A 23,506-nucleotide genomic window follows, 5' to 3' on the forward strand; every position below is an offset into this window, starting at 1 on the left:
ATTTAATCCAAGTGTTCTACCTTGTGGAATTTTCGTAAGTTTTAAAGCACACATGCTTCATAGTGCGAAGCAGTGCCGAAGAGACGCGGAGTCGCAAGGGAAACATTGCACCTTGGCGACTTCCCTGGCACCGCCCGCCAGGGCAGGTGTGCGTTAAGAATCTCAATTAAAAGCAGCTCAGGAATTAAAGGTGGCAACTTGCGATATGTAAAACAGAAACCCTGCAAACTATGCAGGGTTTCGTAAACTTCTCACTATTTTTACGAACCGAACTTCTCAAGAATACGCAGGAATATCTCTTTATCTTCAGGCATGATCTCGATGATCTGAAAGCCCACACGGTACAGATTCGGCTGGATGTCGTCAATTTTGCACCACTTCGAACGGGCAATAAAAACAATATACGGCATGTTGCCCAGGTCAGGGGTCAACTCGAGGCGCAGATAATAATCCTTATTGATCGGCAGGGCCCCCACTGTTTCCAGCCTTAATCCAATCGCGCTCACTTCTATCATATGTCCCAGAATCTGCTGGGTGTCATCATCCAGAACACGCATGTAAACGGAAAACTTTTTACGCGGTACAGTTCGCTTTTCAGCCATATGACCTCTGCTTTCGCAAGTTTCCAACAAGCTTTACTCAATTATACATACATAATAAAAAAACCTTCGTGCCAATTTCATACACATCTCATTAACGAAAAAATGGCTGGATTGGTTCCAGCCATTTTCGTGTAATTCACATTAAATATCAAACAGATCGCGTTTGCGTTTGAAGCCATCCTCCACAGGTGGATAGGCGCGCATATAGTCTTCCCTCTCACCGAACATCTTGGTAATAAAGCCCATCAGACCGCGCCGCATTTGCATCCCACCTTGAGAAGCGTGTTGCTCGCTTGCCTTGCTTTTCGCATCCGCAGCCGGGCGGACGTTCACACGCACATGTATAGGGAAACTCACCTCTGCAAGTTCCTTAATATTGATATCGCCGTTGCGCCCAAATTTTGTGGGATCCTTGCCAAAGAGCGGCATCAAACGAACTGCTGCTTTCAGCAAGCCTTTTGGAAAAACCTGAAAGTACAGAGCCTGCGGTTTGAAAGGGTCACCAGCTTCGGGATAGAAAGAAGCGTTATCCGCATTTGCAAAGGCAAACACTGTCGCCTTATGAATGTGAATGTGGTCGGGGTGTTTGTATCCGCCAATTGGGTCAAATGTTAAAACAATATCGGGCTTCAATTTGCGGATGTATTTCACAACACGTCCTGCCACCTCTTCAATGGGATGATTGATCTGCGCATCTGGATGGTTGTTCGGCTCCGTACCGGGCATACCCGAATCGCGGTAACCCAAAAAGAAAACTTCCTTCAGGCCCAAATGTTTCGCTGCCCGCATCAACTCATCGGTGCGCATCTCAGCCGTATCTTTAAAGCCATGCAAATGTTCATCGTCCACCGTGCCAGCTTCGCCGCGCGTGGCGCAAACATAATAGGTTTCAACGCCGCGCTGTGCATACAAAGCCAGCGTACCACCCAGGCCAAAAGACTCATCATCAGGATGTGCAAGAACTGCTAATATTTTTTTTGTCATCGTTTCCTCGAAAAATAGACGCTCATCGGATGCACAAGTTTACCCCAGCATGTTATAATGCCGCCATCAAAACAGGAGCAACTGACATGGAGATAATTCTGTAAACCGCCACACTTTTGGGTAAACCCGCTGTGACTATTTAACAGCCGAGGGCTTGCCCTCGGTTTTTTGTTTTAACTTACAGGAGTCTTCATGCTTAGCATCCATAACCTCAATAAAAATTACGGCATTCAGCCGATCTTACAAAATATAAATTTCAACATCAGTGCAGGTGAACGCATTGGTCTTATCGGCGCAAACGGTTCAGGTAAAACCACACTCATAAAAATTCTGGCGGGGCTTGAACTTCCCGACTCTGGGAATGTCGCTTCGACGCATCTTAATTTGCGAATTGGATATCTCGCCCAGGGAGCAGAATTCTCCCCCGAAGAAACGCTTCGCACCGCGCTCAAGCCTGTATCAACACCCCAGGCAGATCCCGCCGCTGAAATAGAGTCACTGGCTCAAGCTTTGACCCAATCCCCAAACGACTCAACCCTTCAGCAACAGTACGACGAAGCCCTCGCCCGACTTTCGACATTAGACCTTCAACCCAAACCGATCCTCGAACCACTCGGCCTCTCAAACATTCCACTGGATACCCCTATCACCCATCTCAGCGGCGGACAGAAGACTCGCCTCATGCTCGCGCGTGTTTTGCTCGAAGACCCACAGCTCTTGTTATTGGACGAACCCACCAATCATCTCGATATCGAAATGTTGGAATGGCTGGAAGATTGGCTAAATCATTTTCGCGGCGCGGCGCTCATCGTTTCGCATGACCGCGTGTTTTTAGATAATACTGTCAACTCGATTCTTGAATTAGATTCGGTAACGCATAGCATCCGTTCATATCCTGGAAATTACACAAACTTCCTTGAAACAAAACAAAAGGAAGAAGAGAAGCAATGGTCTGTGTACCGTGATCAGGAAGTTGAAATTCAGCGCATGAAAGCTGATATCAATCGAACAAAACAACAAGCCCTGCATGTGGAAATGACCACAACTCCACGCACACCGGGCGTGCGAAGAATCGCAAAGAAAGTTGCGGTGAAGGCAAAGTCAAGAGAAAAGAAATTGAATCGCTATCTGAAGTCAAATGAACGAGTAGATAGACCGATGAAGGGCTGGCATATAAAACTTGACCTTGGCACACCCGATCATCAATCCAAAGATGTCGTAGTAATGGAATCTCTCTCAATTGGCTACACGCTAGAAAACCCATTACTCACAGATATAAACCTTTTCATTCGCGCGGGGCAACGGATCGTATTGACAGGCCCAAATGGGGCCGGGAAAACATCCTTCATCCGAACTATCGTTGGCAAGATTCCCCCGCTCGCAGGCACATTCCGTTTAGGTGGCGCGACGAAGCTTGGCTATATAGCGCAGGAGCAGGAATTACTTGATCCAAATCTGAACGCAGTAGAAAGCATACAAAGCATCTCCGCCATGAACGAAACAGACACGCGCAACTTCCTGCATTACTTCCTCTTCAAAGGAGATGACGCACTTCGGCTTTCACACGATCTATCATTTGGTGAACGCGCCCGTCTGCAACTTGCCATGCTTGTGGCACAAGGTTGTACCTTCCTCATATTAGATGAACCCATCAACCATCTTGACATTCCCTCACGCGAACGTTTTGAGGAAGCACTCGAAAATTTCAACGGCACAATCCTGGCAGTCGTACATGACCGCAGTTTCATCGAACGCCTTGCCTCAGATGTGTGGATCGCAAAAGATGGAAGAATATCGAAATAGGTATATCATGTCAGACCAACCTTTCACACCCTACCACAATGTAAATCAAGTATTGAACTTACTGCTCAACAAGGCAAAGGCAGTTCTGGAGGATCAATTTGTTGGCATGTATCTCTACGGCTCGCTCTCCAGTGGTGACTTTCACCCACACGCCAGCGATATTGACTTTCTCATCGTGACATGCGATACGATTTCAGAAGAAATCATTTTGAAACTCGAAAATATACACCATGAAATTTGGGAGAGCGGACCGCATTGGGCCGCAAAACTGGAGGGTTCCTATATCCCGCAAGAACCACTGCGACGTTATGCACCATCAACAGAAGCATATCCGACAATCAATGAAAAGAAATTCTACGTTGCCCCACATGGAAGCGACTGGATCATCCAACGTCATATTATTCGTGAATATGGAAAGGCCCTAGAAGGGCCAGACCCCAAGTCATTAATCGACCCTGTCACCCCAATTGAAATTCGAGCAGCCATACTTGGAATTCTTAATGAATGGTGGTTCCCCATGCTGGAAAATCCCTCGTGGCTGCAAGATCATGACAGTCATTATCATTCCTTCACCATCCTCACCATGTGCCGTGTACTTCATGCGCTTGAACATGGAACTGTCGTATCCAAACTTGTTGCTGCAAAATGGGCACAAGATAAATTTGGAGAAACATGGAAGCAGATCATAGAACAAGCATTAGATCAAAGGATCGATAAAGGGCATTACGAACTCTATGATGCCTCTCTGAGGTTTATTCGATTCACAAAAGACTGGGTTTCCAAAACTATGCAGCCATATGAGATATTTTAGTCACTCACTTTACGCAGTGTCGTTCTGCCTGCACCGTGCACAGGCACGCGTGAACGAAGCGACACTTGCACCGAATGCCAGTGTGGTGAGAATCTCTGATTTCAGAGGTAGAGACCCTCACCTCACCGCACTGCATCCGCAATGTGGTGAGGTGAGGGTCCGCTCACATCGTCCCGATGTCCTTCGGGAGGGAATCACGGCTGGATGTATAGGGTGAGTAACTGATCAAAATATCGCTTAGTATGCAATACAGAGCACGGCGATTGCCTGATCACAAGCTGCTACAAAACCATCCATCCACGTTGAATCAACCGGGCTTCTAAGGCCCTCATTACCACCTACGAAATTATTATTACTCGTCCATTCAGTACAATCTGCAGTAATGCCATCCAAGTGGCTTCCATCTGCGTTTTCTGCACCTGACCACCAATTATTGCTGGGGCTCACACCCGCGGAATCAAGCGCTACTGCGATACTTCCATCCATCAAGTCAGCCCAATCATTGGCAATAACCGTATTCGTAACAGACTGTATTGGAAGATTTATTGATATGCCATAATTTGACGGCATGTTTGCAATGCTATCGGATGCGCTGTAACCAATGAAGGCATGATAATTGCTGAATCCGGCTGGCAGGTTGGCCACGCAAAGTGCGTCTGCGGAGCTGCGCGGCCCAATATTACCGGCGGAAGTGCCCCCGAAATAGAGCACCAAGTACCCCGGAATAAGGGTAGGCGTATTTGTTGGTATTTCAGTGGCAACCGGCTCTTCCGGCTCAAAGGTTGGCGTTGGCGGGAAATAGACGGGCGGGAAGTACAACACAGGAGTGGCGGATTCCGTCACTGTTGGCGGGAGTACTGTCGCTGTGGGTAATGGGATGGCAGTTTGTGTTTGAGCTTGCACGAGCATTGGTACAGCACGCAAGGTCTCTATAGAAGCGATCTGGGTCTGTGTACTCTGAAGAGCCTCCCTCGTCGCCTTAATTACATAAGGCTCATTGATTATTGTGGCTTCGGGCGTTCTCGCAAACATAGCCAATAGGATGCCAACAGGGTCAAGGGGCGAGTCTTCGTCAGAACCAGAATTAGGCCCGGGCAGAATTTGAGGCGCAGATATTTTATCCATGAACCAGTTGAAAGGATTCAACAATTCAGCGGGAAAAGATTCGCCAATCACTTGCTGAAAGGTTGCGCTTAAAGAATTTTGAGGCAAGGAACCAAAACCGTTGGTGGCGATCATGGTAATCGTCAACGCAAAGATGAAGAAGAAACGAAAAGCAGACCTGCGCTGCCTGCGAAGTGGTGCGGACTGGGGAACCGTCATAACGATCTTATTTAGAGTGCCAGAGAAAGCTCAGCGTTTTTTATGGCATTGGAAGCCAGCAGGAACAGACGAGTCTTTTCGGGGCCATAATCCAGCCGCTCAGTCACGTAAGCGCGGACTTCAATCGTGATATATCCAAAAGCAGCAGCCTCAACCACGATGGTCGGTTGATAGGTTGATTGCTTAAATTCAGGGGAAAAATCCTGAACGGCCTTCTCAATAGCGGATACTGCAAGGTTGAGATCCTGTGTGACGGGCAAAGGCACTTTTACAGATACAAGATGGCCAGGTTGGACGGAGTAATTGATGATCGTTCCATTGGTCACCTCGGAGTTGCGGATGAATATGCGGTCGCCATGTACGCTTTCCAAGGTTGTCATCATCAACGATATCGCAAAGACCTTTCCCTCATGCCCTGCGATAAAAACGACATCGCCAATTGCATAAGTCCTGGCAATGAACAGGCTGATGCCTGAAACCAAATCCCCGGCAATTCGTTCGGAGCCAATTGCGAAGGCGCCGGTTACAGCGGTGACAAGCACAACTACCAGCCCCGCTGCGCCGGTTGAGTCCAGGATCAATTTGATAGTCCATATCCCAATCCCAAGTGCAACCAGGCTGGCCACAAACTTGCTCCAACCCTTGCCCATCGGACGAGCCAACAAGCGATTCACGATCTGCGAAAGGAGGAATGCCAATAAGAATCCTCCAAAGCCGATCAATAATGCATTCAATAACGGTTTTAATATTGTTTCAAATCCTGCCCACATCCTTGTGCCTCCATGAAAATTTTTATGATTATACGCGCAGTGTTGTGGCGGAAGGTTTGCAACCAGTTTTCAACTTGGCGGCGTATTTTCATTGCTCAAAAAACATTCCTCCTGTATGATTTCGATCATGAATACCATCAAAGGAGATCGAATGAAATTTGAGACACTCGCAATCCACGCAGGGCAGGAACCTGACCCCAACAACGGCGCGGTGATGACGCCCGTCTATCTCACATCCACTTATATGCAGGATGGGATCGGCAGGCCGCGGCAGGGATATGAATATTCAAGAACTTTAAATCCGACGCGTAAGGCGCTTCAGGATTGTTTGGCGGAGTTGGAAAGTGGAAAGTGGGGCCTGGCTTTTGCTTCTGGCATGGCGGCAACCGATACGGTTTTGCGAATGCTTGCGCAAGGCGACCACGTTGTTGCAGGAAATGACGTGTATGGCGGAACTTTTCGCCTCTTTGATAAAGTGCTGCGCCGCTTCGGTCTGGACTTTACATTTGCCGACACAACCGATCCAGAGAATCTAGCTGAGGCCTTAACCCCGTCCACACGAATTGTATGGCTGGAGACTCCCACGAATCCATTATTGGCAATCACGGATATTCGCGCAGTTGCAGAGATGATAAAAAATCACTCGAGCAAACCATTGTTGGTAGTGGATAATACTTTTGCTACCCCTTATCTTCAACGCCCACTGGAACTGGGCGCGGATTTGGTCGTCCACTCGATGACCAAATATCTCGGCGGACACTCGGATGTAGTCGGCGGCGCAATTGTGGGCAAGGACAAAGAACTTGGCGAGAAACTGGCTTATTTACAAAATGCCATCGGCGGGATTCAAGGGCCAATGGACTCATTCCTCGTCTTGCGTGGAATCAAGACTCTCCCCATCCGCATGGATCGTCACGCGCAAAACGCGGAGAAGATCGTAGCTTTTCTCGAGAAGCAGAAAAATGTCAAACGGCTGATCTACCCATTTCACGAGAGCCATCCTCAGGTCCAGATAGCGAAGCGGCAGATGAAAAATGGCGGAGGTATGATCTCGTTTGTGATGAAGGACGGGAAGGATGCGGCTATCAAAGTGGCTGAGTCTACAAAAATATTTACGCTGGCAGAGTCACTAGGTGGAGTCGAATCTTTGATCGAAGTCCCTGCCGCAATGACGCATCTCTCGACCCAGGGCTCAAAACTGGAAGTTGACCCCGGACTTGTGAGGCTTTCGGTTGGCATCGAAAATGTGGATGATTTGATAGCCGATATTGAACAGGCTTTGAAATAAATAATATGGCTCACCCTGAAACTAATCTTTCGTGGGTGAGTTTGTTTTTAAGAGCAAAAGGGACGCGGATCAACGCAGAAAACGCGGATTCTTTTTTGAATCCGCGTTAATCCGCGCTCGTCCGCGTCCCACATTAAATTTGGGGGTAATTATGTTTCCAATCAACCTAATTGATCTGAGATTTCATTACTCGCAATGTAGAGGCATCACTTGCGGCGGCCACTGCAACGAGAGTCACATCATCATCCTGTTTGGAGCCGTCTTGATACGTTATTAATGTCTCAAGCAGGTTATCACAAACTTGTTGAGCGTTCATATTTGCAAAACCACTCAAGACATTTTTGATGCGTTCCAAACCAAATGGTTCACCCTTGGGGTCGCGGCAATCTGTCATACCATCTGTGTAGAGCAGAAGGGTTTCACCGGGGTTCAGTTGAACTGTCCGCTCGTCCAGTTTGATCGCATCCCAGAGGCCGAGCGCCATACCAGAGCTATGCGGTATCCGCTCCACGCTGCCATCTGTATGTAAGATCAGAGGCGGCTCGTGCCCAGCGCGGGCAAAGGAAAACACGCGAGTCTTTAGATCCAGTATCCCATACAACACAGTAACGAATTGAGTTGATTTTTGCAGCCGTGTAACATGCTTATTTACAAGCCTAAGCACCTCACCGGCAATCAAGCCATTATCAGCTTCGGCCATGATCAAGGCATGAGCGCGCGCCATGAACAAAGCAGACGGCACACCTTTGTCGGCCACATCACCAATCAAGACACCAACGCGGCCATCTTTAAGGGAAAAGACATCATAAAAATCACCGCCCACCTGACGGGCAGGCAGAATGCGGGCACCAAAACCAAATTCGTCAAAATCAGGCAGGTCATCGGGCAGAATGCTTAATTGAATATCTGCAGCAACTTGCAGTTCACGCTCGAGGCGTTCCTTTTCGATCAACTGCGCCTGCGCGGCTTTCAATTCATCGAATGCAATTTGCAATTGACGATTCTTCTCAGTCAGGTCGCGGAAAGTGGCGGTGTTGGTCGCATCCAATCGTTGGCTTAATACGCGCACCATCGAAATCGCAAGCTCGGGATGTTTTTTCGTAATATCAAGGAATTGGTCGCGGCTCATTGAAAGCAATGTGGATTGCCCTCTTGCGCGCACACTCGCGGTACGATGACCGCCGGGTACGATCAGGCTCATCTCGCCGAGATACTCCCCTTCATGCAGTACATTGAGCAGAAGTTCTTCCGGGGAATCTTCCGCCATGAGTACTTCCAACACACCTTTCAATACAACAAAAAGATGCTCGCCGGGGTCTCCCTCACGGAATAGGATCTCGTGGTCTTCCAATTCCCTTACATCCAATGTAGCAACCAAGGCATCCAATTCATGGGGAGGCAGGCCTGCAAATAAGGGGATTTTGGAAAGAAGGTTAAGGCTCATATCCAAACTACTTTTGGGTTAAATCCACTGTTTCTTTCCCGGCAAGTTTATCCTGAATTCGCTGCGTTACTAGGTCCAGGTCGCTGGAGCGGTTCACAAAATCAAGGTCATTGGTCTGGATGGTCAGAACAGGACAAAGGTCGAACGAGCCGAGCCACTCATCATAAAAGGAATCAAGCTGGGAAAGGTACTCAGGTGTAATCCCAGTTTCCATATTGCGTGCACGCCTGCGGATGCGATCCATCAATATCGTCACGGGCGCTTTGAGATAGATCAAAAGGTCAGGGCGAGGCAATCCATTTACGACCACATCAAATAGCCTGCGGTATGCGAGATAATCACGCTCACCCAAATTGCCCATGTGATGCAGTGCCCGCGCGAAGATGTGCGCATCTTCATAAATGCTTCGGTCAAGAATGGCGGAGCGGGCATCGCGGGCGGCTTCAAGGTATTGATCTGCACGATGACCTAAAAAGAATATCTGTAAATGGAAGGACCAGGCATGCATATCGCCGTAAAAATCTGAAAGATATGGGTTATCGGCCACAGACTCATAGCCCGTCCACCAGCCAAGGCGTGCGCCGATACGCTCGGTGAGAGTTGTCTTTCCCGCGCCGATATTCCCTGCCACCAATACCAAATGTTTCGCCATAATGATGAGTATTTTATCATGTATAATTTCAAGACAGGAGTTCCCCATCAATGAAGACATTGCACATCCATGACACCTCCGGCTGGACTATTTTCATCTTCGGTATCCTTGCGTTCCTGTTTGGGATCGTCGGATTGATCCGTCCTGAAATACTTTTATCCATCCTTGGCTTTGAAGTCATCGAACGGGCGCAGCGCGCCGCAAGTGATTACACCATTGTTTTTATGACAGCCTCTTCCATGGCTTCGTTTAACATTGGTATTTACTACATGCTTGCGGCCTTGAATGATGTTAAGATCTTCTACCGCTGGACGGTTCCCTTCCGCACAGTTACATTTATTGTCTTCACCACACTTGTGCTTACAAGCGTTGCTCCTCAAAATTTTTTGGGCGTGGGCATTTGGGAACTTGCCGGTGCCATCTCCACAGGCGTTGCGCTTTACATGGAAGCCCGCAAAAAACAAGTAGAGCCTGCAAAAGCCGCACTCACAAAGAAAAAGAAATAAGAGAGTCTCATGAAATCCAAGTGGATCGAATTTAACGGCAAGAAGATTTTCTATCAGGATTTTTCCAACAACTTCTTTAATGAAAAGGCTGTTATGGATGAGCTAAAAGAAGTACAGGTCGTTGTGCTCAGCCAGCCCGAAGATTCGGTATTGGTGCTTTCAAATTTTATCAACACTGAGATCACCATGAATCTCATGCCCCTGCTGAATGAAGCCTCAAGCAAAACCAAATCACACGTTCATAAAACAGCCGTGCTTGGCGTCACCGGTATCAAGCGCGCACTGGGTGACCTGCTCTCAAGAATTACAGGTCAGCCGCTCATGCATTTCAATAGTGAGACCGAGGCAAAAGCATGGCTGACAGAGGAGTAAAACCCGGTTAAATTAAAAGTTATGAAAACCAAAATCCTATCCATTGTTATGATCCTAATCCTGGGGGTAGTGCTTTTTTCATGCCGAATCAATAAGGCTGACCAAACCGACACAGTTGACATAAATGCAGTCCGCACGGAAGCAGTATCCACCTACGCCTCCTCCCTGACCGAGACCCTGTCAGCCATTCCCTCAGCCTCCCCTACGCGGACAGTTGTAACAGCCACCAACGACCCACTGATCACCGTCACAGTCGAGCCATCCGCCACATCTAATCCGTGCTACAACCTTTTGTGGATCGAGGATGTCACTATTCCAGATGGCACCCAAATGAAAGCAGGTGAAGTATTCACGAAGACCTGGCTTGTGCAAAACATCGGCGGATGCGCATGGAGGGCAGGTTTCACATTCCAACACGTAGGCGGTGAGCTTATGCGCGGAGAGACTGTCACGCTTACCGAAGCAATCCCGACCGGTGCAAAACGCGAAATATCTGTTCAACTGGTTGTCCCCAGTGGCATCAACGGACTCATCCAAAGCTCATGGCGCATGGCCGATGAGAACGGATATTTCTTCGGTGATACACTTTCTGTCAATATACTGGTTGGCAGTGTTCTCACTCCTTCGACAACTGCATCTCCATAACATAAGAATACGAAAATTTACTTCCTGCTCTTTCGGGGGCTAAGCCCCCCGAAAAGCCAAAGAAAAAACTCACCCTGAGGATATCCTCAGGGTGAGTTTTTGTATTAAATTATCAGTGCTGTTCTAAATCCCTGCATTGCTCAAGATTGCCATCATCTCCGAAAGCGCCATGGTTAGATTGGGATATTCAACCTTGAAATGGTCAATCGAATCCTGCAAGCGCTCGAGGAAAGAGTCGTCGGGCTGTGCGCCAGAATTTTCCAAAAGATTATTAATGTCTGTCGTAATGTCATCCAGCAGGTTACGTCCTTTCTCATCCAAAGTCCCAACGTGTCTCAGCTCATCCTGCAGTTGTTTAAGGAGTTCGCGAATCTTCTTGTCTTTCATAAGGAAACACTCCTTTCCACGTTCTGTAGTATCACTTTCTCACCTCTATTTTACATCGTTTTGATTTCTCCTGCACCGCGCGTTCTTGATGGGAAATGTTCTTCAAAGAGGCAAAAAATCCTTAGTTGAAATTAAGGATTTTTTATTAAAGTATGATGATAGTATGAATGTTGTAGGTTTTATATGGAGGATGGCTGGTAGAATGCAGCCTTATTAATTTTTTACTCTATGCGTATTTTAATAACTCGCCTTACGCAGTGTCATTCTGAGCGGAGCGAAGAATCTCGGATTTCAGAAGTAGAGACCCTTCGCTGTCGCTCAGGGAATCACTGCTAGGTGCGCAAGGTTACTTAATAAAAGAAAGGAAATCAAATGAAACTTAAAACCACTGTCTTGATAACAGCCTTGACGATCGCCGGGCTACTTGTAAGCGCGTGCGGTGGCGGTGAACCCGAGGCAACGCCGACATTGCCCCCGGACCAAATTCAAACCCTGGCCGTTGAAACTTTCGCAAGTGTGTTGACTCAGACCGCCCTTGCTATACCGACAAATACTCCTACGCTAGCTAATACGGCCACCCCGCTGGTAATTAACACACTGCCAGCGGTCACGCCATTTGGCGCAACCGTTGCCGCCGCAAACCCAGTCTCAGCCTGTTACACAATGACATTCCTGGCTGACATAGGTATTCAAGACGACGCAGTCATGGCGCCTGGAGAGACTTTTACAAAGACCTGGAAAGTAAAAAATACTGGAACCTGCGCATGGGATGCGGGCTTTAAGTTCGCGTTTACCACTGGAGACGCGATGAGCGGCGAAACTTATGTACTACCGCAAAGTGTACCGGTTAATTCAGAGATCGAGATCTCCGTAGATATGACCGCTCCAAACAAAAACGGCACCATCACCGGAAACTGGGATATGTCTACTGCTGGGGGGCAATTCTTTAATGACTCTGTTTATGTTCGGATCGTCGTGGGCGGGGCGGCGGCCACAAGTGAACCTTCTGCAACTCCGACTGAAACACCGGTTCCTTAATTCGCTAATTGGAAAAATTCAAAAAGTGAACGAGTACTCGTTCACTTTTTGATTCCATGAATTGAGAAATTTATCCTGAAGAAATATTCTCACTTCAATATTTCTTCATCAGCCTGATTAATTTCAGCGTAGATCTTTTTCACTTCTTCCTTCATTTCGGCTGTTGCGGTGGGAGTCATGGAAATGAATTTGACCATATCTTTTGCCTGCCGCAAAATATCTTTGATGGCGGCTATGTAGGAGAAATCGCGTTTGCCCATTCCTTCAGGGACGGATAAATCTCGGGCTTTTTGGATCAATTGTCGGGCGCGGATGATGCGTTCTGCGGCGGGGATGAGTTTTGCCATGTGATACTCCTTGTGAAGTGATTCTACTGTATTGCATCTGTAGTGCATCCAAAAATTGCGTATTGAATCTTGAAGTTAAGAGTTATACAATGATCTTGTACGGGCGGACAGGCAATTCATTTATTGGTTCAATTACTGGTGGTTCTTCAAATTTAATATGAAAGGAGATGGTAATCAATATTATTTTTGATCTGTCGTGTTTTTCTTCATTAATCCAAAGGAGGAACAAATGAAACCGATTAATCTTATGGTTTGTTTGGTGTTGATCCTTACTGTTATTATGCCGGCGTCTGTTGCAGGGGCCGATAATGGAGTGGATGATCTACGCGGACGGTGGGACGTGGAGTGGTCTTTCCTCGAATCGGGGGATTCTATGCCAGCTTTGATTCTGTATGTAAATGACATGCGCGCCAGTGTGACTTCTTCAAATACTTACTATGCAGCCGGGTGTATGCGCTCGCCCGACACCGATGCTTTTATGCCACTTTCATTGAAGGCGATCTACAACCTGGATCATTCCTATGAAGTCACCATTTACAGCACAGTTGTCCCAATGGAAGGAGATGGATGGCCATACTTGATCCGCCTTAAGGGCACAGTGATGGTCGGTGGGGAAAGCGTAAAGGACGATCAGGCGAATGGAACATTGGTAACTCAATTTGCAACAGGAGAATGGAGCGGCCTGCATCATGATCGCCGACAGACGAAATGTCCAAGTGTTCAGGATGCCGGGCTAGGCTTTGACGGGGGGTTGTATGCACATCGCGATCTAAATCCCAGCATGATGCGAGGTTGGACGCTTTACGAAGGCTACACGGTGATCGTCTCGTCTGGAATGTTGGTGGAGACTCCCGATGGTTCCCAGGTTGTCATACAGGAATATACGGATATCTTCAGCCCGGATGTTGATTTTGAAGGCCGCTTCCGCTATTTGAGTGATATTGATGGTCTGCCGCTAGCTGGTGGTACCTACCGATTCTCCTTGTTGGATATCTTTGGAGACCCAATACCCGGTACCGAATCTACTGATGTGTGGTATGGATGCAACCAAGGAGCGCCGGCCAACATCAGCAGCACATATACTTTCGAGGATAATATCCTTCTGAGTTGGGACTCTGTTTCGGATGTCCCCGGCGAATTTGAGCCAGGCAGTACACCGCAGGTCGGCTTTTATCAGATCGGCATTTCACCGTTCAATTGGCCGGGTGGAAGCGACTACGGTGCGAACGGCATTGCGAGTGTCAATCATGTGGTTCCATGGAACGCATTTGAGCCCGGCGCAGCGGGAATACCAGACGGATTTGATTTTGGCACAGCCCTCGGCCAATTACCAGATGGCGTATACCAAGTCAGCTTGTATGCATTTAGCGAAGCAAATCCACAGAGCCTGGGTTCAGGGCTTGAGTGTATGACCTTCGATTCATCTGAAAACGTGCGCATGACCAAGCAGGGAAGTGATCTTAATTTCCAGCATATTGGAACAGTTTCAGGCTTTGTGTACGATACCGAAGGCAATCCCCTTGGCGGCATTGGTGTGGATACGGAGCAAGGCGGCTACGGCACCTGCACAGACGGGAATGGATATTATGTTCTTCAAAGCATCCCGGAAGGACAAGTTAACATTGTTGCGGGTCGAGAATTTTGCGGAGAGCATCCATTTGAGGAACAGACCATTCCTGATGTTCAAGTGGGAGCGACGGAGGTAAATTTCCATCTAAATATTGAGATACCTCCACCAGAGTTCACGATCATTGCCCAACCAGACCATGAGTGGGTTTTCAGTTTCGGCTGGACAATTGACGATGAGATCACGATGTATCTTGATACGAATGCCGATCCTTTGGATGGATACGATGTGATGATGACCCAGTTCGCCATTCCAACCGAGTGGAACCCAAACATCGGGAAAGTCTGGTTTGATAATTGGGCACCATTCGATCTTGCTCAGGGCATGTATGTGATCGTTACAGATGGTTTGAACTCTGAGACCTTGCTCATTGAAGGACTCTCGGTTGATCAATTTGATGGGGACGCTGATACAGTATCAGGCACTGCACCTGCCGGGCGTGATGTGGGTGTTGGGGTACACCAACCCGGTGGAGATTTTTGGCTGGTGGTCACCACCGATACCAATGGATACTGGTTGGCCGATTTTGCAGGCCAGGGTGTGGATGGTTTGACTGTGTTTGATATCCATGCCATGATCTGGGATGAGGATGGTGATGCAACGCAAGCAAACTACAATTTTCCATAGGGTGCAAAATCCCTGATAAATTACAACAACTAAGAAGAGGGCCCGGCCATGATGGCCGGGCCCTAAGTTTTTATGTCCTTGCGAGGAGGGCGTATATTTTGCTTATTGAATATTGAGGTCGACAGTTATACAATGGAATTGACCGGGCGGGATTGAGATTCTTTTAGTGGTTGGAATGCCAGGCCGTTTTTCACTTTGAGCATGAAAGGAGGTGAAAAATCATGGCGAAACTTCACAAGATAATCAAGATCCACTCCCCTATTCGTAAAGTATTTGCCTTTATGAACGAGCCCCTTAACTTACCAGAGATTTGGCCCAGCATGATTGATGTAAAAAATGTGAAACCGAACCCGATCGGCGGCTACAATTTCGACTGGGTGTATAAAATGGGCGGTATGCGTTTTGACGGCGCATCTGAGACAACCGAACACGTGGAAAATAAACGCATAGTCACCAAAAGCATCAAAGGCATTGAAAGCAAATTCGAATGGGATTTTGAAGCTGTAAGCGATGAGACCCAATTAACATTGGAGATTGAGTATAAGGTTCCAGTTCCATTGGTTGGGAAAATCGCCGAAGCGATCCTGACAAAACAGAACGAACGCGAAGCGGATATCCTGCTTGAGAATTTGAAGAATAGAATGGAGATGGAGACGCCTATTGCTATATAACCCTTGCCCCGCCTGGCAAAAGTGACTGTCATTTTGAAAGTGACAGTCACTTTGCTTTGCAACACCGGCGTAGGAATATAATGATTGTATGAGCGGCGCGTATTTTTTATTTCATGGCAGATTAAAAGATTTCCTGCCTCAGTTTCAAAGAGAGCAGGAGATCATCGTTAATTTTCAAGGTCGGCAATCACTCAAGCATTTGGCTGAGTCGCTTGGAGTGCCGCACCCGGAGATCGGAAGGATTCAGGTCAACGGTCGGGATGAAGTGTTGGGCAGGATCACACAGGATGGAGATCGAGTCGATGTTTATCCTGTTGAAAATGGATGTCCCGTTGAGCCGCGCTTCCTGCTTGACTGTCACCTGGGGCGCCTGACCGCGCATTTGCGTATGCTGGGGTTTGACTGCATTTATCAAAACCATTTTGACGACTCGCTCATGGCTGAGATTGTTCAGCGCGAGGGGCGCATCCTGCTGACTCGCGACCGCCGATTGTTGATGCGAAAGATCATTTTGCATGGCTACTGCCTGCGCTCGCTCATGCCGCTTGAGCAAGTTGCTGAAGTGATTCAACGCTTTGATTTAAAAAATAAGGTTCGGCCCTTTCATCGCTGCCTGCGATGCAATCATCAGCTTGAGTCTGTTGAGAAAAAAGTGATCATTGAGCGCCTCCAGCCATTGACCAAAAAGTATTTTGACCAATTCCATATCTGCCCCGCCTGCAGACAAATCTACTGGAAAGGTTCGCATTACGAAAGGATGCAAAGTTTGATCGAGCAGATTGCAAAAAGCGGGCCGAGGTAAGCGGCCCGCTCAAAAACACCGTGTCGCTCTGAGGGAGCGTTCTTCGTGACCGACACTTGCGCCGCACGCCAGTGCAGGTGAGAGTCTCGTACTTTCGAGAGGCGAGACCCTCACCGCACTGCATCCGCAACGCGGTGCATGTGTCGCTGCCGCTCAGGGTGACACAATTGAGATGAGTACTAGGTGTTATTTCTATCTTGAAAAAAAGCGCCCAATTAAAAACCCGATGCCCGTGGTAATGCCCCAGATCACGGCGCTAAAGAGCACAACACCAATTGGCCCCAACAATCCGCCTCCGATCATCCCAAACATGGCGAATGGTGTTGCCAACAAGAAGGCTATCACTACGATCCATTTCATTACATTGGTCTTACTGCCCCGCAACAAGGCAACCAGGATCAAACCACCCACTGCCCCTGCCAGGAAGAATACAATGTAATCGAGAAGGGAACTTTCCTGGTTGAATCTTCCAAACCTAAAATAGAAGATGGCTACCTGCAAAACGGGCATGAGCAAGCCGATCAATGCTGCCCACCAATAAGAAGTCTTTTTATTTTCCATAATTTGCTCCTATAAGATATTCTGGCATTATACCGATAAGCAAAAACTTGGGCAATTTTCCAAAGCCAATCAATTAATTCAATGCAGAAATGACCGCAGGGGATTTCGTCCATACCCACATCAGGTGTTCACCAACTATGGAAATTCGGTCAAACATAATAGCATCTTCCAGGTGAAGCGCCTGACGCCATTGGTCTTCCAGATAACCAGCATCACAGCCTGCAAAATATACAAATTGAAGTTGATCTCCAACGAGATTTTGCGGCACGTCGGTGGGCCCATATTCACGGTAAGGCATCATGGAAAAAGTTAAATTGCCAGGTGATCTTCCACCATGCGATGCAATGAAGATAAATCGTCCGTTTTGGATGGCATTATTGAAATTAGCATCGGTAAGAGGCAAAACACTCACACCTTCATCTCCGTATTTATTCATACCTGCCAGAACCAAAGGATAGAATGCCATTGTGACAGCCCAACTCGGCGGAGTATACGCCTCATACAAACCTTGCACTGGAATATAACCGCCGACTGTATAAAGGATATACACGTCAGCTTCTTCGGGTTGGGTTCTGGTAATTTGCGCAGAGTGAATACCAATCCCAATCGTTATCACGAAAGCCAAATAAGAGGCAAGGGATGAATACACAGTAATGGTGACTGCCGATTTCATGGAGGCGATATTCGAGACCAAAGGCAACCGCCACGTGCGTCCCATTAATGCCCCGAACAAGCTTACAAACCAGCCAATATTCCATACTGAATTGACAATCAACAGTACAATGGTCAGCAAGACCGACCATACAAAAAACCAATTTATTGTCATCCCCGCTTGGGATGAAGTTTGCAAGCCTGCGCCAAAAATCTTGTACAAAATAATTTCTGCCACAATTTGGGTCACAATAACACAGATCGCGATAAAAGTGAGAGCAAGGCTGTACAACAAATGATGATTGAGCAGGCGGTCCTTCCTATAGACTGCGCCGAAGAACCAGATGAGAGGGGCAAGCCCAAAATAACAGGCCGCGCTCAGGAGGCGACTTTTTATCTCTTGTGCACCCGTTCCAGGTGTTGGCTGAAGCGATTCATTGGCAGATGATGAATATTTCATGTACATTTTCCCTTTTGCAAGTCTTTAGTTCAATCCGCGAATAACTCCAGCTGATTTGAACCATACCCAAAGCATGTGTTCATCCACATAAGACAGACGGTTAAACATCACCACATTATCGAGGCCGAGCGCCTGCCGCCATTCGGATTCGAGGTCACCTGTCCAACAGCCTGCAAAGTAGGCAAATTGAAGCTGCTCCCCTACAAGGCTTTGCTTAACATCTGAAGGTTTGTATTCCCTGTATGGCATACCCGAGATCGTAAAGGCTCCAGATGACATGCCCCCATGAGAAGCCACAAAGATAAAACGTCCATTTTGAATCGCTTCGTTGAATGACTCTTCAGAGAGCGGCAAAACGCTTACACCTTGATCTCCAAATTTATCCATGCCTGCTTTTATAAGCGGATAAAAAGCCAAGGTCACTGACCAGCGCGGGGGCGTAAACGTTTCATAAAGACCGGGAGCAGGGATATATCCCCCGACTGTATAGAGAACGTACACATCTGCCTTCTCCGGCATTGCCTGTGTAATGTACGCTGAATGGATGCCAAGGCCGACCAAAAATAGAACCGCGCCTTCGACAAGCAGGGACCAGTAAACCGCAAGCCTCAATGCATGAAATTTGGTAGCGATCAACGAAATGATCGCAATCTGCGGAGTGCGCCCGCGCCATGCACCCAGTACGCTTTTTGCCCATGTAACCCCCCACAACAAGATAATAAGAAAGGATCCTAAAGTACAAACCAAACTCAGAATCGCCATGAACAGTATCTGCGAATCATATTCTGCCATCGTCGGATTCCAAAGGCCCACCACGATCCAATATTGAATGCGAGTGGTAACCAAATCAAATATTAGGGCGCAAAATACTGTAAACGAAAATGCCAGGCTGTATAGGAGATGATGATTCAGCAGGCGGTTTTGCTGGCGGATAACGCCGGAAAACCACAGGAATGGGGCCAGGCCAAAATAACAAGCTACGCTCAGGATTCTATTTTTTCTTTCCAATCCTTTAATATGTGAAAGCGGATGTGTATCGAACTTAACACTATGGGCTATGGACGAAGTCTGCGATGCGGAACTTGCGTTTGCGGTGTACTTCATGGGTTCTCCCTTCTTCATAACAAGCATACTGGATTCTCGATTTTCATGCAATCTACTTTCAACCTACAGATACCCAACAATTCCAACTGGTTTAAACCAAATATGGATCTCAAATCAGGCGATAACCACGTGATTTCGCCCCTCGTTCTTGGCGCGATAAAGGGCAGTGTCTGCCCGCTTCAATACTTGATTCAATTCATTATCCGTGATCATACAAGCGGAAACACCGATGGACACCTTCATATGCAAAGGCCCTTCCTCCAGGAAGACCGGGGTTCGGTCGATCACCCTACGGATGCGGTCTGCGATCATAAACGCCTGATTCTGATCCACGTTCAACAGCATGATAAAAAACTCATCCCCACCGAAGCGGGCCACCAGATCCAGGGAGCGAAGTTGTTCCTTAAATATTATTGCAAGATGAAGCAGCACAGCATCCCCCACATCGTGTCCGTTCTTATCATTGATGGTCTTGAAATCATCAATATCCACCACGAGAAACGAGAGATTGTGACCAAATCGTTTCGCACGCTCGATCTCAACCTCGGCGCATTCAAGGAAATGGCGGCGATTGGAGGCGCCAGTAAGAGGATCGGTATTGGCAATCCACGTCAGTTCCTGCCGCGCATCTTCAAGTTCCAGCTCGAGGCGAGTGCTGTTGAGAAAGAAGGCGAAATGAGCCCAGGCAATGACGGTAACCAAAAAGACCAATGCATACCAAAAAAGATATTGATCGGCAAAGATATCCAGCGGTTGGGCCATCCCAATGGTATGAACCCCGCGCAGAAATGAGCCCAATAGAGATACCATGAATACAGCAGCGGCACTTCTAGCCGTGTTACGCAAACGCAGCGGCGCGTGCCTCCACAGAACAAGAACACAACGCAGATTGAAATACACAGAGGCCGTTGAAGCAAGGATGATACGCGCGTTCGTATCAGGGGAAAGATAGGTGTAACAGACCTGCAAAACAACGTACAGGCCAAAAGCTGCGTAACTCCATATATCAAGATGGTTGCGCTCAAAAAATAACTGGAGGCCCTCGTAAATCAACACCAGGCTGTAGATAATAAGGATGTTGCCTATGACAATGGAGAGAAAATCTGGGATGAACCCCCGCAGGTCAATCAACAAGAAGCCAGTGCCCAGGAGGATATTCGATGCCACCCAACGCGCAAAGTCAGGATAGACCCGCCTGGCAGCCCAATAGGCAGCCATGACCACACCCAAAGCCATGGGAATCACCGCAGAGATCAACCCCATAGTGCGCATGTCAAACATTCCTTTAACCTCTAAAAAAGAACGAAGGTGGGCGATGACAGATTTTCTTCAAATAAGCTCCCTGAACTGTCAGATTTGATTTTGCCGATTATAACCTCTAAGTTTGTATCAATCACATTGAATACGCGGATAGAAGCGAAAGTCCTGATATATTTAATTGAAGCCCGCACCGTCTCCAATCACTTGGTGTTATCGCTTTCATTATGTTTGTCTTCACATTTGAAATTCATAAAAGGATGATGTCATGATCTCACCGCTATCCCGTACCTTAATTCGTATTCTTGCTGTTTTATATGCCGTGCTCGGTGTAATTCTCTTCGTAGCACCAACCTGGTCGGCAGCCAATTTCTCATGGAAGATATCTCCCTTCGTGGCAATGACCATGGGAGGTTGGAGTCTGGGCAATGCCTTCACAGCCTGGGAGACAGGCCGCATAGGTCGCTGGTCACTGGTCTATGCCAACGTGGTCTATTTATCGATGTTTGGTGCGTTGGAAGCGGCAGTGCTTATCTTATTTCGAGATAAACTGATATTAAATGTCCCAATGGCCTGGCCCTATTTGCTGGCGCTGGCTTTGAACGTACTCGTCGTTGTTTTATTAACAATCGAATGGCTACGCACAAAGCCTGAGATTTCCAAAGAAGGCTCCGAGGTCCCGGCATGGACGCGCTGGCTGATGGGCCTGTTCGTTTTGTTCGTCGGCTTCCTCGCAATCTATGGCTGGGTCTCCGGCGCAGATGGTCATGGAACCGATGCCAGCATTTTTCCTGAAGTTCTTTCCATGTTCACCTTGCGCGCGTTTGCTTCATTCTATGCAGCACTCGCATCAGCCGTCGTCCCGTTGATTTGGGCTAAAGGAAGTTCTGCCGTAGTCACCCTCGGACGTGCTGGCATGTCATTCATCATCGTAATTACCATTGCCGCGCTGGTTAACTTGAATAAGTTTAACTTCCTAGAACATCCCGGACAATTAGTTTATTTGGGCGCATACGTGAGCGCCTTCTTTGTTTTGAGTGGGCTATTTTTATATCAACGTCGTCAGAGCAATACTACGGCTTGAAATGTGGAATCAGGAAAACCAATGAATGAAACTTCGTTATCCAAAGGCATGAAATTGCTCTGGGGTCTGATGATCTTCCAGGCTCTCGGCGTTGTCATCTCCCTGCTGCTCTTTCCCGCACAGACAGAATCGTTTTTCTTCTGGAAGATCTCGCCGCCCATCAATGCCATGTTATTGGGCGTACTGTATTCATCTACGGTGATCTTTGGCGCCCAAGCTGTGCTGCGCGGGCGTTGGGAAACAGCCCGTTACCTCGTGCCCATGCTAACATATTCATCCACCATGTTGACCATCGTCACATTGGTGCACATCGACAAATTCGTCCCGGGCATCAAACTTAATTCGTGGCTCGCATCCTATATCCTCGCACCCATTGCACTGAATTGGTTTTATTGGCGCAATCAAAAAAACGGAGGAATATGGGAAGTGACAGGGACGACTGTATTGCCTGCCACGCGCCTGCTAGCGTTGACTCTCGGCGGGCTGATGCTGACCCTGAGCCTGACCGCGCTTCTTTTCCCTGACCTGTTTACTGCCTCTGCACCCTGGCCTATGTCTCCGTTGATAGTGCGCGCCTTCGCATCGATATGGGGCGCATTCAGCATGGGGCCATTATGGTTCGCCCGTGAAAAGGATTGGAATCGCCTCTACCCTATCGCAGACATGTTGACATTGATGCCAATATTCTGGCTATTGATCATTGCCTTCTATCCACATGACCCAGCAATTACTATTTCAGGTGCATGGCCTATGCTAACCTTTCTGGGAACTGTGCTCATCGGCGGCCTAGCCTTACGCGGATTACAAATAAAAAGATAGCTTTACGATTAATTTCCGTCATGGAGGAGAAATTACCAGCCACCAGCCTGACCCGCCGGGGTCATCATTATTTTGCCAGGCATTCCAAAGCCCGGTATCGCCGTCCCAATCTGCTGATTCAAATGTCCCTGTGAGTGGATCGTTATAGTGGACGACAATTGCATTTTCCCTGTTTGGGTCAACTGAGATGCCCGTCACCACCACAAAATGAGCCTCCGATTGAGAGTCATTAAAATTGGAAAAGACGTCGATAACGACAGGTTCTCCCCTCCGCAATTTTTGGGTCAGGAGAGTCAATCCCTGGCCAGAAGTGATCGCAACTCCTGTTGAAACATCATCTGCATAATACTTTGCGATCTTTACCATATCTGCTGGACTAGTGAAAGGCGGAAGGTCTTCGGTGTAATATCCATTAGACGCAGCGTAATCGATCACTGCCTGTTCACTAATTGGTGTTTGTGGGTATGCATAGTTATAGACCATCGTAATAACCGCTTCACCGCAAGAGGTGCTCTTTGATTGACGAACCATGTCAACCTGTAAAATCAAAGGCTCCTGCTGAAGCTGCGAGACAGAGTATGACGAAGACATTTGACTAAAGCCTATATAAACAAGACTTCCAGCAAAGATCAAACTGAAAATTCTCCAACTACCTGCGACTGATTTATTATTTGTTTTCATGAGTTTCACTATGCTATTTTGACACGTCGGTGCATGGCTGCCTTACGTAATTCATCTCAACTTACCCAGCCAGATCAATAAATTTATGATGAGAGTCTCTTTAGACTTGGGTTAATTAAATCGCAGGGTTTATAAAAACACACATCAGGTGAACAGATTTGGACGTACAATATGGACATGAAAACTGGCT

At 47.6% G+C, this 23,506-nt stretch carries 25 protein-coding genes; 12 read left to right on the plus strand and 13 right to left on the minus strand.

Translation table 11 applies throughout. From position 1 onward, the window contains the following. Positions 1-260 precede the first annotated feature (260 nt). Complete coding sequence (locus tag AC14M5_RS19420; protein ID WP_484031367.1) at positions 261-602, minus strand: PilZ domain-containing protein; 342 nt, start codon at positions 600-602, stop codon at positions 261-263. Positions 603-743: 141 nt separating this feature from the next. Then, a complete protein-coding gene (locus tag AC14M5_RS19425; RefSeq protein ID WP_484031368.1) occupies positions 744-1,586 on the minus strand; it encodes a PIG-L deacetylase family protein in 843 nt (280 codons plus the stop codon). Positions 1,587-1,778: 192 nt separating this feature from the next. Between AC14M5_RS19425 and abc-f the strand changes: the two genes are divergently transcribed. Both abc-f and AC14M5_RS19435 read left to right on the plus strand, forming a co-directional pair. After that, entirely contained in the window at positions 1,779-3,389 is a 1,611-nt protein-coding gene (gene abc-f, locus AC14M5_RS19430; protein WP_484031369.1) for a ribosomal protection-like ABC-F family protein, read from the plus strand. A gap of 7 nt (positions 3,390-3,396) precedes the next feature. Beyond that, positions 3,397-4,200, plus strand: a complete 804-nt coding sequence (locus tag AC14M5_RS19435) for an aminoglycoside adenylyltransferase domain-containing protein (protein ID WP_484031370.1) — start codon at positions 3,397-3,399, stop codon at positions 4,198-4,200. A gap of 237 nt (positions 4,201-4,437) precedes the next feature. On the opposite strand, the gene AC14M5_RS19440 is transcribed toward AC14M5_RS19435, so the two are convergent. Continuing rightward, positions 4,438-5,523 carry a hypothetical protein gene (locus tag AC14M5_RS19440; protein WP_484031371.1) on the minus strand — a complete coding sequence of 362 codons (1,086 nt, stop codon included), beginning with the start codon at positions 5,521-5,523 and terminating at the stop codon, positions 4,438-4,440. Positions 5,524-5,534: 11 nt separating this feature from the next. Further along, a complete protein-coding gene (locus AC14M5_RS19445; protein ID WP_484031372.1) occupies positions 5,535-6,293 on the minus strand; it encodes a mechanosensitive ion channel family protein in 759 nt (252 codons plus the stop codon). 151 nt (positions 6,294-6,444) lie between these two features. Here AC14M5_RS19445 and AC14M5_RS19450 point away from each other — a divergent pair, with 151 nt between their 5' ends. After that, the gene (locus AC14M5_RS19450; protein WP_484031373.1) at positions 6,445-7,581 is read left to right on the plus strand and encodes a cystathionine gamma-synthase; all 1,137 of its coding nucleotides are present in this window, start codon (positions 6,445-6,447) and stop codon (positions 7,579-7,581) included. 166 nt (positions 7,582-7,747) lie between these two features. Here the strand turns inward: AC14M5_RS19450 and AC14M5_RS19455 are convergent, their stop codons facing one another. Next, positions 7,748-9,025 (minus strand): PP2C family protein-serine/threonine phosphatase, encoded by a 1,278-nt coding sequence (locus tag AC14M5_RS19455; protein WP_484031374.1) that lies wholly within the window; start codon positions 9,023-9,025, stop codon positions 7,748-7,750. 7 nt (positions 9,026-9,032) lie between these two features. Then, the gene (locus AC14M5_RS19460) at positions 9,033-9,677 is read right to left on the minus strand and encodes a deoxynucleoside kinase (RefSeq protein WP_484031375.1); all 645 of its coding nucleotides are present in this window, start codon (positions 9,675-9,677) and stop codon (positions 9,033-9,035) included. 50 nt (positions 9,678-9,727) lie between these two features. Between AC14M5_RS19460 and AC14M5_RS19465 the strand changes: the two genes are divergently transcribed. From AC14M5_RS19465 to AC14M5_RS19475, 3 genes are read left to right on the plus strand one after another with little or no spacing between them, the layout of a single operon-like run. Beyond that, the gene (locus tag AC14M5_RS19465; protein WP_484031376.1) at positions 9,728-10,183 is read left to right on the plus strand and encodes a hypothetical protein; all 456 of its coding nucleotides are present in this window, start codon (positions 9,728-9,730) and stop codon (positions 10,181-10,183) included. A gap of 9 nt (positions 10,184-10,192) precedes the next feature. Then, a complete protein-coding gene (locus AC14M5_RS19470; RefSeq protein WP_484031377.1) occupies positions 10,193-10,555 on the plus strand; it encodes a hypothetical protein in 363 nt (120 codons plus the stop codon). Positions 10,556-10,576: 21 nt separating this feature from the next. Then, on the plus strand, positions 10,577-11,200 hold the full coding sequence (locus AC14M5_RS19475) for an NBR1-Ig-like domain-containing protein (RefSeq protein ID WP_484031378.1): 624 nt from the start codon (positions 10,577-10,579) through the stop codon (positions 11,198-11,200). A 123-nt stretch (positions 11,201-11,323) separates the two neighbouring features. Here AC14M5_RS19475 and AC14M5_RS19480 read toward each other — a convergent pair whose 3' ends face one another. Further along, positions 11,324-11,587 (minus strand): DUF4404 family protein, encoded by a 264-nt coding sequence (locus AC14M5_RS19480; RefSeq protein WP_484031379.1) that lies wholly within the window; start codon positions 11,585-11,587, stop codon positions 11,324-11,326. Positions 11,588-11,959: 372 nt separating this feature from the next. Between AC14M5_RS19480 and AC14M5_RS19485 the strand changes: the two genes are divergently transcribed. Continuing rightward, positions 11,960-12,625: an NBR1-Ig-like domain-containing protein gene (locus tag AC14M5_RS19485; protein ID WP_484031380.1), complete on the plus strand. Its 666-nt coding sequence runs from the start codon at positions 11,960-11,962 to the stop codon at positions 12,623-12,625. An 89-nt stretch (positions 12,626-12,714) separates the two neighbouring features. On the opposite strand, the gene AC14M5_RS19490 is transcribed toward AC14M5_RS19485, so the two are convergent. Then, positions 12,715-12,972: a hypothetical protein gene (locus tag AC14M5_RS19490; RefSeq protein WP_484031381.1), complete on the minus strand. Its 258-nt coding sequence runs from the start codon at positions 12,970-12,972 to the stop codon at positions 12,715-12,717. Between the two features lie 229 nt (positions 12,973-13,201). On the opposite strand from AC14M5_RS19490, the gene AC14M5_RS19495 reads away from it, so the two are divergent. From AC14M5_RS19495 to AC14M5_RS19505, 3 genes are all read left to right on the plus strand, one after another. After that, positions 13,202-15,226 carry a carboxypeptidase-like regulatory domain-containing protein gene (locus AC14M5_RS19495; RefSeq protein WP_484031382.1) on the plus strand — a complete coding sequence of 675 codons (2,025 nt, stop codon included), beginning with the start codon at positions 13,202-13,204 and terminating at the stop codon, positions 15,224-15,226. A gap of 221 nt (positions 15,227-15,447) precedes the next feature. Further along, entirely contained in the window at positions 15,448-15,897 is a 450-nt protein-coding gene (locus AC14M5_RS19500; RefSeq protein WP_484031383.1) for an SRPBCC family protein, read from the plus strand. 88 nt (positions 15,898-15,985) lie between these two features. Further along, the gene (locus AC14M5_RS19505) at positions 15,986-16,699 is read left to right on the plus strand and encodes a Mut7-C RNAse domain-containing protein (protein ID WP_484031384.1); all 714 of its coding nucleotides are present in this window, start codon (positions 15,986-15,988) and stop codon (positions 16,697-16,699) included. A gap of 192 nt (positions 16,700-16,891) precedes the next feature. Here AC14M5_RS19505 and AC14M5_RS19510 read toward each other — a convergent pair whose 3' ends face one another. The 4 genes from AC14M5_RS19510 to AC14M5_RS19525 all read right to left on the minus strand — a co-directional run bounded on the left by AC14M5_RS19510 (position 16,892) and on the right by AC14M5_RS19525 (position 20,756). After that, positions 16,892-17,260, minus strand: a complete 369-nt coding sequence (locus tag AC14M5_RS19510; protein WP_484031385.1) for a hypothetical protein — start codon at positions 17,258-17,260, stop codon at positions 16,892-16,894. Positions 17,261-17,333: 73 nt separating this feature from the next. Then, a complete protein-coding gene (locus AC14M5_RS19515) occupies positions 17,334-18,371 on the minus strand; it encodes a hypothetical protein (protein ID WP_484031386.1) in 1,038 nt (345 codons plus the stop codon). A gap of 24 nt (positions 18,372-18,395) precedes the next feature. Then, positions 18,396-19,475 (minus strand): hypothetical protein, encoded by a 1,080-nt coding sequence (locus AC14M5_RS19520; protein ID WP_484031387.1) that lies wholly within the window; start codon positions 19,473-19,475, stop codon positions 18,396-18,398. Between the two features lie 114 nt (positions 19,476-19,589). Then, positions 19,590-20,756 (minus strand): GGDEF domain-containing protein, encoded by a 1,167-nt coding sequence (locus AC14M5_RS19525; protein ID WP_484031388.1) that lies wholly within the window; start codon positions 20,754-20,756, stop codon positions 19,590-19,592. Between the two features lie 244 nt (positions 20,757-21,000). Between AC14M5_RS19525 and AC14M5_RS19530 the strand changes: the two genes are divergently transcribed. Both AC14M5_RS19530 and AC14M5_RS19535 read left to right on the plus strand, forming a co-directional pair. Further along, positions 21,001-21,816, plus strand: coding sequence for a hypothetical protein (locus AC14M5_RS19530; protein WP_484031389.1), 816 nt, complete (start codon positions 21,001-21,003; stop codon positions 21,814-21,816). A gap of 21 nt (positions 21,817-21,837) precedes the next feature. After that, complete coding sequence (locus tag AC14M5_RS19535; protein ID WP_484031390.1) at positions 21,838-22,635, plus strand: hypothetical protein; 798 nt, start codon at positions 21,838-21,840, stop codon at positions 22,633-22,635. Between the two features lie 18 nt (positions 22,636-22,653). Here AC14M5_RS19535 and AC14M5_RS19540 read toward each other — a convergent pair whose 3' ends face one another. Further along, positions 22,654-23,316 carry a C39 family peptidase gene (locus tag AC14M5_RS19540; protein WP_484031391.1) on the minus strand — a complete coding sequence of 221 codons (663 nt, stop codon included), beginning with the start codon at positions 23,314-23,316 and terminating at the stop codon, positions 22,654-22,656. Positions 23,317-23,506: the final 190 nt, after the last annotated feature.

It is taken from the genome of Candidatus Villigracilis sp., assembly GCF_057083605.1.

Coding starts and splice junctions, on each gene's coding strand:
- AC14M5_RS19420 (WP_484031367.1), bottom strand. CDS start 602: ATGGCTGAAAAGCGAACTGTACCGCGTAAAAAGTTTTCCGTTTACATG.
- AC14M5_RS19425 (WP_484031368.1), bottom strand. CDS start 1,586: ATGACAAAAAAAATATTAGCAGTTCTTGCACATCCTGATGATGAGTCT.
- abc-f (WP_484031369.1), top strand. CDS start 1,779: ATGCTTAGCATCCATAACCTCAATAAAAATTACGGCATTCAGCCGATC.
- AC14M5_RS19435 (WP_484031370.1), top strand. CDS start 3,397: ATGTCAGACCAACCTTTCACACCCTACCACAATGTAAATCAAGTATTG.
- AC14M5_RS19440 (WP_484031371.1), bottom strand. CDS start 5,523: ATGACGGTTCCCCAGTCCGCACCACTTCGCAGGCAGCGCAGGTCTGCT.
- AC14M5_RS19445 (WP_484031372.1), bottom strand. CDS start 6,293: ATGTGGGCAGGATTTGAAACAATATTAAAACCGTTATTGAATGCATTA.
- AC14M5_RS19450 (WP_484031373.1), top strand. CDS start 6,445: ATGAAATTTGAGACACTCGCAATCCACGCAGGGCAGGAACCTGACCCC.
- AC14M5_RS19455 (WP_484031374.1), bottom strand. CDS start 9,025: ATGAGCCTTAACCTTCTTTCCAAAATCCCCTTATTTGCAGGCCTGCCT.
- AC14M5_RS19460 (WP_484031375.1), bottom strand. CDS start 9,677: ATGGCGAAACATTTGGTATTGGTGGCAGGGAATATCGGCGCGGGAAAG.
- AC14M5_RS19465 (WP_484031376.1), top strand. CDS start 9,728: ATGAAGACATTGCACATCCATGACACCTCCGGCTGGACTATTTTCATC.
- AC14M5_RS19470 (WP_484031377.1), top strand. CDS start 10,193: ATGAAATCCAAGTGGATCGAATTTAACGGCAAGAAGATTTTCTATCAG.
- AC14M5_RS19475 (WP_484031378.1), top strand. CDS start 10,577: ATGAAAACCAAAATCCTATCCATTGTTATGATCCTAATCCTGGGGGTA.
- AC14M5_RS19480 (WP_484031379.1), bottom strand. CDS start 11,587: ATGAAAGACAAGAAGATTCGCGAACTCCTTAAACAACTGCAGGATGAG.
- AC14M5_RS19485 (WP_484031380.1), top strand. CDS start 11,960: ATGAAACTTAAAACCACTGTCTTGATAACAGCCTTGACGATCGCCGGG.
- AC14M5_RS19490 (WP_484031381.1), bottom strand. CDS start 12,972: ATGGCAAAACTCATCCCCGCCGCAGAACGCATCATCCGCGCCCGACAA.
- AC14M5_RS19495 (WP_484031382.1), top strand. CDS start 13,202: ATGAAACCGATTAATCTTATGGTTTGTTTGGTGTTGATCCTTACTGTT.
- AC14M5_RS19500 (WP_484031383.1), top strand. CDS start 15,448: ATGGCGAAACTTCACAAGATAATCAAGATCCACTCCCCTATTCGTAAA.
- AC14M5_RS19505 (WP_484031384.1), top strand. CDS start 15,986: ATGAGCGGCGCGTATTTTTTATTTCATGGCAGATTAAAAGATTTCCTG.
- AC14M5_RS19510 (WP_484031385.1), bottom strand. CDS start 17,260: ATGGAAAATAAAAAGACTTCTTATTGGTGGGCAGCATTGATCGGCTTG.
- AC14M5_RS19515 (WP_484031386.1), bottom strand. CDS start 18,371: ATGAAATATTCATCATCTGCCAATGAATCGCTTCAGCCAACACCTGGA.
- AC14M5_RS19520 (WP_484031387.1), bottom strand. CDS start 19,475: ATGAAGTACACCGCAAACGCAAGTTCCGCATCGCAGACTTCGTCCATA.
- AC14M5_RS19525 (WP_484031388.1), bottom strand. CDS start 20,756: ATGTTTGACATGCGCACTATGGGGTTGATCTCTGCGGTGATTCCCATG.
- AC14M5_RS19530 (WP_484031389.1), top strand. CDS start 21,001: ATGATCTCACCGCTATCCCGTACCTTAATTCGTATTCTTGCTGTTTTA.
- AC14M5_RS19535 (WP_484031390.1), top strand. CDS start 21,838: ATGAATGAAACTTCGTTATCCAAAGGCATGAAATTGCTCTGGGGTCTG.
- AC14M5_RS19540 (WP_484031391.1), bottom strand. CDS start 23,316: ATGAAAACAAATAATAAATCAGTCGCAGGTAGTTGGAGAATTTTCAGT.